The 11,871-nt window shown below is 41.3% G+C and carries 8 protein-coding genes; 5 read left to right on the forward strand and 3 right to left on the reverse strand.

Features of this window, described 5'->3' with window-relative positions; all coding sequences use genetic code 11:
* The first annotated feature begins 376 nt into the window (after positions 1–376).
* The 5 genes from JMY02_RS11590 to rnr all read left to right on the forward strand — a co-directional run bounded on the left by JMY02_RS11590 (position 377) and on the right by rnr (position 7,843).
* Positions 377–817, forward strand: coding sequence for a GNAT family N-acetyltransferase (locus JMY02_RS11590; protein ID WP_201598484.1), 441 nt, complete (start codon positions 377–379; stop codon positions 815–817).
* Between the two features lie 529 nt (positions 818–1,346).
* A complete protein-coding gene (gene thrS / locus JMY02_RS11595) occupies positions 1,347–3,281 on the forward strand; it encodes a threonine--tRNA ligase (protein ID WP_201598485.1) in 1,935 nt (644 codons plus the stop codon).
* Between the two features lie 23 nt (positions 3,282–3,304).
* Positions 3,305–3,808, forward strand: coding sequence for a translation initiation factor IF-3 (infC, locus tag JMY02_RS11600; RefSeq protein ID WP_021813163.1), 504 nt, complete (start codon positions 3,305–3,307; stop codon positions 3,806–3,808).
* A 387-nt stretch (positions 3,809–4,195) separates the two neighbouring features.
* Positions 4,196–5,440 carry a toxic anion resistance protein gene (locus JMY02_RS11605; RefSeq protein WP_201598486.1) on the forward strand — a complete coding sequence of 415 codons (1,245 nt, stop codon included), beginning with the start codon at positions 4,196–4,198 and terminating at the stop codon, positions 5,438–5,440.
* 141 nt (positions 5,441–5,581) lie between these two features.
* On the forward strand, positions 5,582–7,843 hold the full coding sequence (rnr, locus tag JMY02_RS11610) for a ribonuclease R (RefSeq protein ID WP_201598490.1): 2,262 nt from the start codon (positions 5,582–5,584) through the stop codon (positions 7,841–7,843).
* 69 nt (positions 7,844–7,912) lie between these two features.
* Here rnr and JMY02_RS11615 read toward each other — a convergent pair whose 3' ends face one another.
* From JMY02_RS11615 to hisA, 3 genes are all read right to left on the reverse strand, one after another.
* On the reverse strand, positions 7,913–8,221 hold the full coding sequence (locus tag JMY02_RS11615) for a hypothetical protein (protein ID WP_201598492.1): 309 nt from the start codon (positions 8,219–8,221) through the stop codon (positions 7,913–7,915).
* Between the two features lie 84 nt (positions 8,222–8,305).
* Positions 8,306–9,937, reverse strand: coding sequence for a mechanosensitive ion channel family protein (locus tag JMY02_RS11620; protein ID WP_201598496.1), 1,632 nt, complete (start codon positions 9,935–9,937; stop codon positions 8,306–8,308).
* A gap of 125 nt (positions 9,938–10,062) precedes the next feature.
* Positions 10,063–10,800, reverse strand: coding sequence for a 1-(5-phosphoribosyl)-5-[(5-phosphoribosylamino)methylideneamino]imidazole-4-carboxamide isomerase (gene hisA, locus JMY02_RS11625; RefSeq protein ID WP_021813168.1), 738 nt, complete (start codon positions 10,798–10,800; stop codon positions 10,063–10,065).
* Positions 10,801–11,871: the final 1,071 nt, after the last annotated feature.

Raw genomic sequence — 11,871 nt, forward strand, 5'->3', positions numbered from 1 at the left:
GGCTAATTATAAGTGATCAATCACTCTTTACTAACTGCTTTGCCTTAATGAGGTGCGTATTATAGACGCTTTATTTAGTAAGTCAAGAAATATTTTTAACTGGTTTTAACTTTTTTTCTCGCTATGAGAAGGTAGGTTAAAACTGGGTTAGCTAAATTAGTTTGCATAGATATAATCTATCTATAACCCCTAATGCTGCTCCCTTCCGACTGGGTGGCATTATACGTGGTTTTAGATGAGGGTCAAGGACTATATCAAAATAATTTTAAATACATTTATTCTATAATTTTTTAGCTGTTTTGTATGACATAGTAAAGTACTTGCATAGACCATAGAGTGCTTATTAGGTAATTCACTTGCCTTAAGGAAAGATAAGATGGATATTCGCGAAATGAAGATTGCTGATTATGCTGATGTATATCAATTATGGATCAGTACTCCAGGTATGGGGTTAAATGATGTAGACGATTCTCAGCAAGGTATCGCTCGTATGTTACAGCGCAATCCAACGCTAAGTTTTGTCGCGGAAGAAAACCAACAAATTGTTGGGGTCATCCTTGCAGGTCAAGATGGCCGCCGTGGCTATATCTACCATACCGTAGTACATCAAGATTATCGCAATCAAAGCATCGCTCAGAGATTGGTGGAGATGGTATTAGATCAAATGAAAGCTTTAACAATAAGCAAAGTAGGTTTGTTTATTTTTCAAACTAATGACATTGGCAATAGCTTTTGGCAAAAAATGGGTTTTAATGTACGCAACGATACTTATTATCGTAACCATGCACTGACTAAATTAGAGCGTATCGATACTTAGTTTGAAAATTTGATGACATATTTTTGATGACGATGACATAGTAGTTGATAGCCGTCATTGGCTACTTTTTGATAGTTAACGTCGCTAAGTTTTGAATGTCATTACCAGCTTTTTTCTAAAATATAACAACTATCATGTCCTCTAGACTCTTGACATCGCTAACTAGGATACCTATATAAGACTATCTAAATTACTCGATAGAGAAATTACCAAGTAGATAGCGATAGCTGTTGTCCTGCCCCTTACTATCTAGTGTTCATAGACTATTTTTGCTATTATAACGTTGTTTCTATTCTCTACTATTGGATTTCTCCTATAAAGGTAAAATACTGACCCTTATCAAAATTCAATCAGCTGTTATCATTGGTTGGTTCTTAAGGTTGTATGCAGATTATATTAGAGAAGAAAAGGCATGCACGTATTTTTACAACATATCACAATGATTGAATAAATTGATGTGGTCTCACAGTTATATGATTGATGGTTGCAATCATCACTGCCAACGGACCCAAAAACAGGCGAATATATTATGGTAGCGATTACTTTACCCGATGGTAGCGTAAAAAACTTCGAAGGCAATACCACAGTCATGGAAGTGGCGCAAAGTATTGGGACAGGGCTTGCTAAAGCAACGGTTGCTGGGCGCGTGAACGGACATTTGGTAGATGCGCACGACCCTATTATTGCTGATGCTAAGGTCGAAATCGTAACACCAAAAGATGCTGACGGTGTTGATATCATTCGCCACTCCTGTGCTCATCTATTGGGTCATGCTGTTAAACAGCTATATCCTGATGTAAAAATGGTGATTGGCCCTGTTATTGATGACGGATTTTATTATGATATTTTTAGTGAGACGCCCTTCACACCTGAGCACATGGAAGCAATCGAAAAGCGCATGATGGCGCTGATAAAGCAAGATTATGACGTGATTAAAAAAATGACGCCGCGCGCTGAAGCGATTGAGATATTTCAGTCACGTAATGAAGATTATAAGCTTAAATTGATTAACGATATGCCGGGTGAGGAAGCCTTTGGTCTTTATCATCATCAAGAATATGTCGATATGTGCCGTGGCCCGCACGTACCAAATACACGATTTCTAAAAGTATTTAAACTGACTAAGATGTCTGGCGCTTATTGGCGCGGTGATGCCAAAAATGAACAGCTACAACGTATTTATGGTACAGCATGGGCGGATAAGAAAGATCTAAAAGCGTATATCCAGCGTATTGAAGAAGCTGAAAAACGTGACCATCGTAAGATCGGTAAAGCGCTCAATCTGTTTCATATGCAAGAACAAGCGCCAGGTATGGTTTTTTGGCATGCAAACGGCTGGACGATTTATCAAGTACTTGAGCAATATATGCGTAAAGTACAATACGATAATGGCTATGAAGAAATCAAAACGCCACAAATCGTTGATCGTAGCTTATGGGAGCGTTCTGGACATTGGGGCAATTATGCGACCAATATGTTTACGACCTCTAGTGAAAACCGTGATTATGCGGTAAAGCCGATGAACTGTCCTTGCCACGTGCAAGTCTTTAACCAAGGCTTAAAGTCTTACCGTGATTTGCCATTACGTATGGCAGAGTTTGGCTCTTGTCATCGTAACGAACCGTCAGGCTCACTGCATGGCCTGATGCGAGTACGTGGTTTCACTCAAGATGATGCACATATTTTCTGTACTCAAGCGCAAATTCAGCAAGAAGTGGCTGATTTTATTAAGCTGACCCTTGCTGTTTATGAAGACTTTGGTTTTGATAACATTATCATGAAGCTCTCTACTCGCCCTGAAAAACGCGTTGGTAGTGATGAGTCTTGGGATTTTGCAGAAAAAGCACTGTCCGATGCTCTTGATAGCTCTGGTCTTGATTGGGATTATCTCCCAGGAGAAGGTGCATTCTATGGCCCGAAAATCGAATTTAGTCTCAAGGATTCTTTAGGGCGTGTTTGGCAGTGCGGTACGATTCAGGTTGATCCAAACATGCCTGAACGCCTTGATGCAGAATTCGTCAATGAACAAAATGAGCGCGAAGTGCCTATTATGTTGCACCGTGCGATCTTGGGTTCATTCGAGCGCTTCATCGGTATACTCATTGAAAACTATGCGGGTTGGATGCCAGTATGGCTCGCGCCGCAGCAAGTAGCGGTCATGAATATCACTGACAAACAAGGCAATGCCTGCGAAAATGTGGTGAGTGAACTAAAAAATGCAGGTATTCGCGCTGTTAGTGACTTGCGTAACGAAAAGATTGGATTTAAGATACGAGAGAAAACATTAGAACGTATTCCCTATATGCTAGTATTAGGGGATAAAGAAGTCGAATCGGGCAGTGTCAATGTCCGAACCCGTGAAGGTGAGAACCTCGGGGTGATGAGTGTTTCTGAATTTATTACATTAGTACAGACCGCTGTCGCTGAGAAAGGCCGACAGACCCCAAAAACAGATGAGGAGTAATACCTATTAAACAGTCGAACCGTTTGAACATTAACGAAGATATCAGTGCCAAAGAAGTCCGTCTCGTTAAAGAAGATGGCGAACAAATGGGCGTGGTCGATATCGATACCGCGATGAAAGCGGCACGTGAAGACAATCTAGATTTGGTCGAATTAGTTCCTGAAGCCAAGCCGCCAGTATGTAAGATCATGGATTATAAGCATTTCCTCTATGATCAAAAGCAAAAGGCCAAAGAAGCTAAGAAAAACCAGAAGCAGACTCAGCTCAAAGAGATGAAGCTACGCCCTAGTACCGAAGAAGCCGATTATCAGGTGAAACTGAGAAAAATCGTGAGCTTCTTGGAAGATCAAGACAAAGTTAAAATTAGCATCCGCTTCCGTGGACGTGAAATGGCGCACCAAGACATTGGGCGTAAACAACTTGATCGTATCATTGAAGATACGGCTGATATCTCAAACGTCGAACAGTACCCTAAGATGGAAGGTCGTCAAATGGGTATGCTGCTTGGGCCAACTAAGAAAAAATAATCGGCATTTTAGATTATCAGTTAGTTGTGGCTGTTATTGTTCTATATTTATACTCTTAACCATCAATATGCTGCGGGATATTGATGGTTTTTTATTATTTGAACTGACATATGTGTTTTTTGAATGTTTTTAGCGAAATATAATTGGCTGACGCTATTTTACAAAACCAACCTTCTCAACCATTTGATTACAAGTTAGTCTAAAGGTCAGCTGCGCTTGATTGGCACTATCAAAATAAGACTCAAATAAAAAACTACGTATAAAAAATGGTTCATTATGAATGATTATTTACGGTTTACTTTTATTACGATTTACTCTTATATAGTTATCAAGCCACATTGTCGTTGATCCAAAATACCTTCTATTTTAAATATTATAGGAAATTTCATGCAAGAATTGACCCCACCAGAAAACGCCAGTACTCCTAGTATTTCTTTGACCGCGCCTGAACCTGTGAAAGAAATACAAAAAAGTGAAGCAGATCAGATGGTCAAGTTGGATGAAAGCCAAATTCCAGAGCTTGATGCCAAAGTTGATGCTTTTGTCGATCATGTGATTACCAACTCCGTGCATAGCCCTGAGTTTCAGCAAAATGTGCAATCTATTCATAATCTAGGGACGAAAGAGATTCGTGAATCGGCGCAAGTATCTAATCGTATGCTCGATTTACCAGCGAAAAGCTTGAATGACAGCTTATTTGATAACTCTCCTATCGCCAAGTCACTGACGGAGCTGCGCGGGATTGTCGAAGATTTGGATCCAAGTAAAAAAGAACTCACCAGCTCACGTAAGTTGTTTGGCCTCATTCCTTTTGGTAATAAAGTACAAGATTATTTCCGTCAATATGAGTCGGCTCAATCGCATATCAATGCTGTCGTGACCAGTCTATATAATGGTAAGGACGAGCTGCTCAAAGATAATGCCATGATTGAGCAAGAAAAAATCAATATGTGGGAGTTGATGCAGTCTATTCGTCAATATGTCTATGTGGGCAAAAAAATTGACGAGCAATTAGAGCAAAAGGTCTATGCCATAGAAGCGACGGATCCTGAAAAAGCGCGTATCATTAAAGAAGAGATGTTGTTCTATGTGCGTCAAAAGAATACCGATTTTTTGACACAGTTGGCGGTCAACGTGCAAGGGTATTTGGCACTTGATACCATTCGCCGCAACAATCTAGAGCTGATTAAAGGTGTGGATCGTGCGACCACGACCACTATTTCTGCATTGCGTACAGCCGTTGTCGTTGCCCAAGCCATGACCAATCAAAAGCTAGTACTGGATCAGATTACGGCGTTGAATAAAACCACCAGCAGTTTGATTGAATCAACCTCAGCCATGCTTAAACGCCAATCTGGTGAGATTCATGAACAAGCAACCAGTAGCAGTATTGAGCTTGATAAATTACAAAACGCCTTCAATAATGTATATGATACGATGGATATGATCAGCAATTATAAAATTGAAGCGTTAGAGAACATGAAACAGACAGTCAATACGTTGACTACTGAGGTTGATAAAGCCCAAAAATATCTCGATAAGTCTAACCAAACGACGGTACTAGAAGTGTCCAAAGAGATAGACAGTAAAAAGATAACCAATAAATCAAGTGCGGTCGATGTTGATATTTGATTTGTTCTGATGGTTTTTGCCTGTTAAAGGCGACAATCCCATGCTACCGAATACACATAAGACAATTGACGCAAGATATTGCAATGTCGTTCGTGTTAAGATAGTCCTTATTAATAATTTTAAAAATAGATATGGTAATTTATGAGTTGGAACGATCCAAACGCCTCAAGTGAGGCAAAAAGATATGACAATCCTATCCCTAGTCGTGAGCTGATACTCAGCACGATTACTGAGAATGGTGAAGTCACGCATCAACAATTGGCAAAAGCCTTTAATATTGATGACTCAGACCAGTTTGATGCGTTAGGCAATCGCCTAAAAGCAATGGCGCGTGATGGACAAGTCAATCGCGATGGCCGCCCTTATCGCTATCGCACAGTGACCACGCAAGATGTCGTCACCGGCACAGTCTCTGCACATCCTAAAGGCTTTGGTTTTGTCTTGTTAAGCGATATGCCAGATTTATTCTTGCATGAAAAACAAATGCGTTGGGTGTTTAATGGCGATACAGTGGAAGCCGTTGGTACGTCAACAGATAACCGTGGTCGTACTGAAGGTCGTATTGTCGATGTCGTTGAACGTCGTCAAGACAACTTCATTGGGACACTTGCTCGTGATGAGGATGGTTATTGTGTCGAACTTGGCAGTCCAAATAACCACCAACCGATTACGGTTACTGAAGACAATGTCCAAGCCCTAAACGCTAAGCAAGGCTCTCCTGTCAAGGTGGACATCATTGATTGGCCAAACCAGCATGAGTTTGCAACGGGCAAAATCACTGAAGTATTGTCTAATGATAATGATCGCGAACTGATTATTGAAACTACCCTGCTCAATTATGATATTCCATCAGATTTTAGTGAAGCAGCCCTTGAGCAGGCCAACGGCTATCAAGAACCCACCGAAAAAGACTTAAAAGGTCGCAAGGATCTGCGTGACTTACCACTCGTTACTATCGATGGTGAAGATGCGCGTGACTTTGATGATGCTGTTTTTGCTGAAAAACGTTCTGGTGGTAACTATCGTGTCTTGGTAGCGATTGCTGATGTGAGTTATTATGTCACCCCAAACTCACCGCTTGACCAAGATGCCTATGAACGTGGTACGTCAGTCTATTTCCCGCATCGCGTGATTCCTATGTTGCCTGAAGTACTCTCTAACGGTCTATGCTCATTAAACCCTGATCGTGACCGCTTGTGTATGGTGGCTGATATCAAAATATCACGGGCAGGCAAAGTCACAGGATATGAGTTTTATCCTGCAATGATGCACTCGCAAGCACGCTTAACCTATAACCAGGTAAATGCTTATCTTGATAATCCAGAAGACAAGAGTGTCCCTACTTCATTAACTGGTAACAAAGACGTCAAAAAATCAGTCGATACCTTGTACCAGCTGTATGAGCTCCTCGTTAAAAAACGTGAAGAGCGCCATGCGATGGAGTTTGAAACGGTCGAGACATACATCAAGTTTAATGAAAAAGGTGGTATCGACGCTATTTTACCGCGTACTCGCGGTGATTCTCAGAAGCTTATCGAAGAATGTATGCTACTGGCCAATACTTGTGCGGCGAATTTTGCCCTAAAACATGAGCTACCAGTCTTATATCGTAACCACGATAAGCCTGATGGCGAAAAATCGATGCGTATTCATGAATATGCAAAAAACTTCGGTTTGCCATTCCCAGAAGAGAATCCAACGCAAGCGGATTATCAGCGAATTATTGAAGCAACGAAAGACCGACCTGATGCGATTAGCATCCATAGCATGCTACTGCGCTCAATGATGCAAGCAAATTATGCACCTGACAATATCGGTCACTTCGGTTTGGCTTATGACGAATATAGCCACTTTACCTCGCCTATTCGCCGTTATCCCGATTTGATGCTGCATCGTGCGATCAAAGCAAAAGTGACGAATAGCAAGCAACCAGTCATGGACTTCTCTCTTGAAGGCGCTGGTACGCAAACGTCCGATACAGAACGCCGTGCAGAAAAAGCATCGCGCTATGTAGAGTCTTGGCTCAAGTGCCATTATATGACAGATCATGTCGGTGAAGATTTCGAAGGTGTGGTAACCACGGTTACTAACTTTGGTCTATTTGTCACCCTGACTGACTTATATATTGATGGTTTGGTCCACATCTCAAACGTCGGTGATGACTTCTTTGTTTATGATGAGCAGCAACAGCAGCTTATCGGTAAAGACAAAGGCACATTATTCGGACTTGGCGATTTGGTCAAAGTAAAAGTAGCTGGCGTGAACATGGATCTGCTACAAATTGACTTTGATTTGAAAGAAAAGCTGCAATCTAGTGAGATGAATCAAACCAAAAAGGGGCAAGCTAAGAAAAGCCCTGCTAAGAGAAATAGTCGTAGTAGAAACACCAGTAAGAAAAGCTAGCTTTAGCTAAAACCTTAAAACAATAAAAAAGGCTAACGTCGACGTTAGCCTTTTTTTATGGGCGTATTTTTATTGTGTTTCACTATTCACTTGTGCCAACCGTGCTTGATCGGCTTGCTGCGCCTGATCAATCTTGGCAGTAGCATCATCCAAGATGGCTTTAGGCTGTTCGCCAAGTGGTTTGCTCGCGATATTTTCTGAACCACTTACTGCCTTATCTGTATCAGATGCCGCTGTGCTGGCCATCGATTGCTCAGAGTTAACGCCATCAACGGCCATTTCTCTATTTTTATCATGCTGAATACCGTTGATAAGGTTAAAACCCAATAACGCCACTATGCCAACCAATGCGAATATAATGAGATGTTTCATTTGCATAAAAAATGTCTCGTATTTGAATAAGGATTAGAGACACGTTTCACTGCATTTTTTATGCCCATTTTTTTAGTATAGTCTTACGAATTATTCTTGTGGACTATTACTATTTAATAAATCAGTCTCATCTGAGCTTTCTGCGATTTCTTGCTCAACTTTTTCCATTAATTTATCGTTAGGACGCGCATCCAAGATTTCTTTGGCATCATGCCCTTGCAAAATATGTTTGGCTCGAGCTTTTGCCTGTTGCTTGTCTTTATCGTCAATACGATGGTCTTCATCCCGATCGTCATGGATAATCGTAGGAGCGACTGAAACGCTTGGCTTGTGAGCAGTAGCACTACTGGTATGCAAGCTACCCTGCATATGCTCAAATGCTTTTTCGAGTTTTTTGTTAAAACGTAGTCGATAAATGGGTTCTGGTAAGCTAAAGCCTGCATTTTCTAGCGCATGCTTGGTTTCGCGAATGGCAATACTACGCGCTTTCCCAAAATCTGTTTTTGATTGATCCACCCAGATTTGAAATTCTAGGATAATATTGGAATCGCCAACATTGGTGATGGCGGCAGATGCTTTTGGCTCATCTAAAACAAACTCCAATGTATGTATTGCATCAATGCCAACTTTGATGGCGGCTAACGGATCGTCGTTGGTATCCACACCCAATTCAAAGGTGAAGCGGCGTTCGGGGTTTTTGGTGTAATTTAGAATAGTGCCCTTAAAGACCTCCGCATTAGGAATACGGAGCTGATTGCCATCTAAAGTCATCAATATTGTCGCTCGTGAAGTCAGACGTACCACAATACCCTCCTGCCCATTAATCACAATATGGTCGCGCGCGCGAAACGGCTGGCGAATGCTGAGCATGAGGGAAGCAATATAATTTTCGATGGTGTCTTTGACCGCAAAACCAACGGCGATACCGATAACACCTGCACCGCCAAGCAACGTGCCTAAAATGGTTTCTGCCCCGATTAAACTCAGTGCTAGTATAAGACCAAAAATAATAAAAATGACTTTAACGGTTTGTGACAGCAGTTCAGCGACAAATGGATTTGGCGTTAGGCGTTGCCACATTTTCTTGCGGTTCGACAACCAACTACCAAACCACGTCACCAGTGCAAATATCACCAGACCAACCAACAGTAGTGGCAAAGCTTTAATAAGCGTTTTAGCTTGCACCATTAACCCTTGATAGACAGTCGTGACATTGTCTTGTACATCTAGAGTACGATCAATGCGATCTTCGACGGTGACCACGTCGGTCAGACGATTGGTTAGATTGATAGCTTGTTGTGCTTTTTTCTCGTTTGGCGTCTCTCCTGTTAAGGTAACGACCCCTTGGGTGACGCTCACATTGACAGCTTGCAAACCTTCGATTTCAGAAAAGATACCATTGATACGTTGACGAATGTCATTGTCTTTTTGTGGGGTAGGCGTGGTTTCAATCTGGGCATTATTGGTGCTTTGACCAGTGATGACTGGTGGTGGATCTGCCTCAGGCAATGGTGCTGAGGGCACGACGACTTCACCGTCTGATACAACAGGATCATCCGCCACCTCATTTTCTGTACTCTCTACCCCTAAGGCAGGCGTTATGCCCGTAACTTCTTCAGCAGCATAAACTGGCCACGTGCAAATGACGCTTATTACCAACAGCATATGACCCAACGCTTTTAAAAAACTGCGTCGTATTAAGTGGTCAAAGTAGGTAGCCATAAGCATCCTTCGCGTTTTTTACGAATTTTATTGCTGATTTCTCGTTACTAGGGCATGCCCTCATTTTTAACCCATTTAGTCGCTATTGTTCAGTTTGAGGACACGCTCTAAATTTTCAATTATTATTAGCTGTCCAAATAGACTTGAGCCTCGCCCAAATTTAACGTGCCTTCATAGATCGCACGGCCGGTAATAATACCTTCGATACAATCACCATAAGGTTTGAGTAGTTCAATATCTTTCATGTCCGTCACACCGCCTGAAGCAATCACTGGCAAACCGCCTTCGCGAGCTAAGTTAACGGTTTGCTCGACATTGACGCCTTGCATCATACCGTCACGAGCAATATCCGTATAAACGATAGAAGACACGCCTACATCAGCAAAACGCTTGGCAAGCTCGGTCGCTTTGGTATCAGTAACATTCGCCCAACCATGAGTGGCAACCATACCATCCTTGGCATCAATACCCACGATGATATGCCCTGCAAATTCGCGGCAAGCTTCAGCGACAAAGTTAGGGTCTTCAACCGCTTTTGTGCCAATAATGATATAAGTCAGACCAGCGGTAATGTATTGCTCAATGGTGTTCATATCACGCACACCGCCGCCCAATTGAATCGGCAAGTTCGGGTAAGCTTTGGCAATCTCCTGAACCACTTGTCTGTGTACAGGCACACCATCAAACGCGCCATTCAAATCCACCAAATGTAGCCGACGTGCCCCTTCATCTACCCAGCGTGCTGCCATGGCGACTGGATCATCAGAAAACACCGTATCATCTTCCATACGGCCTTGTTTTAAACGTACACATTTACCATCTTTTAAATCAATAGCCGGGATAATGACGGGCACAGCACACATATAGCATTCCTTATAAAGCAAAATATTAAACAAACTGAGACAATTAAACGTTGAAACATCAGACAATGATAAAAAAATATCACTCAAAAAGCGAATTAAAATATAGACAGATATATCATCACCAATGACGGACTAAAAATCTGCTTGACCACTGCAATAGCAACGAATGACAATATAGGATAAGCAATCATAACCATAAGTTTTAGTGTATTTAAATACTAGCAACATTAGGTAAATTCAATTACTGACTGGCAATTTTAGGTCAATTTAGCGTATAATCCTAGGTAAATTTTTATTTGTTTCTATGTGATAGTAACCATGCGCTTTTACTTAAATCATTCGTGACTAAAGTAAAAGCGTAGCAGTCAGGATGAATCGGGCAACCGCCAACTGCATCACTATGATGTTGGCTAACGTATTGCTAAGAAAGGTTATATTAGAAATCTCAACTGGTAGCCTTTGAAGAGTCTACTCTGCAACACCCAACTCTAATTAGATACCTTTCTTCACGTTTTTATCATGTCTCTATCATTAGCTAACTATTTAGAACCGTCATTACTGGCGCTTATAGCAATGCAGAATAAATGAATGTTGCTTATTCTATATTGGTCAGCCAGTTTGTCTCTTAACCAGTTTACCGTCTATCTTAAATAGATTAAAACTTGGCTGCATTTTTACTCAGTTGAGTATCTGTTTTTATGATACTTAACCAATAAAGGCGGTCAATTGTACTGGTATTACAAGTTGTAATTTTTAATGAAACGTATGATAAAACTGTTTGTTTTTAGAGTCATCACTTCTAGCTAACCGCTTTAGCAATTGATTTTGATCGGATAGTTTTTACATACACCTTGGTAGCCAGTCGCCACTTTGGTAATTCGAATAAGACATTAACGTGTTGTTAAGGAGTCTAAGGTCAGCGTTAATACTCTTACTAGTAGTTATGTTCATGTGTTATTTTCAGAAATCCTTTATCACTATCCTACTATAGGATGTGATGTGTGAGGGATTTATTGAATGACGCAGATGTTCATGCTACCGATATACCAAACAGGATGTCTGGTATCGTTT

This window comes from Psychrobacter vallis (assembly GCF_904846715.1).
Taxonomy (GTDB): domain Bacteria; phylum Pseudomonadota; class Gammaproteobacteria; order Pseudomonadales; family Moraxellaceae; genus Psychrobacter; species Psychrobacter vallis.

Excerpts from the sequence above, each read along its gene's own strand:
- JMY02_RS11590 (WP_201598484.1), top strand. The coding sequence starts at position 377 with ATGGATATTCGCGAAATGAAGATTGCTGATTATGCTGATGTATATCAA.
- thrS (WP_201598485.1), top strand. The coding sequence starts at position 1,347 with ATGGTAGCGATTACTTTACCCGATGGTAGCGTAAAAAACTTCGAAGGC.
- JMY02_RS11605 (WP_201598486.1), top strand. The coding sequence starts at position 4,196 with ATGCAAGAATTGACCCCACCAGAAAACGCCAGTACTCCTAGTATTTCT.
- rnr (WP_201598490.1), top strand. The coding sequence starts at position 5,582 with ATGAGTTGGAACGATCCAAACGCCTCAAGTGAGGCAAAAAGATATGAC.
- JMY02_RS11615 (WP_201598492.1), bottom strand. The coding sequence starts at position 8,221 with ATGCAAATGAAACATCTCATTATATTCGCATTGGTTGGCATAGTGGCG.
- JMY02_RS11620 (WP_201598496.1), bottom strand. The coding sequence starts at position 9,937 with ATGGCTACCTACTTTGACCACTTAATACGACGCAGTTTTTTAAAAGCG.
- hisA (WP_021813168.1), bottom strand. The coding sequence starts at position 10,800 with ATGTGTGCTGTGCCCGTCATTATCCCGGCTATTGATTTAAAAGATGGT.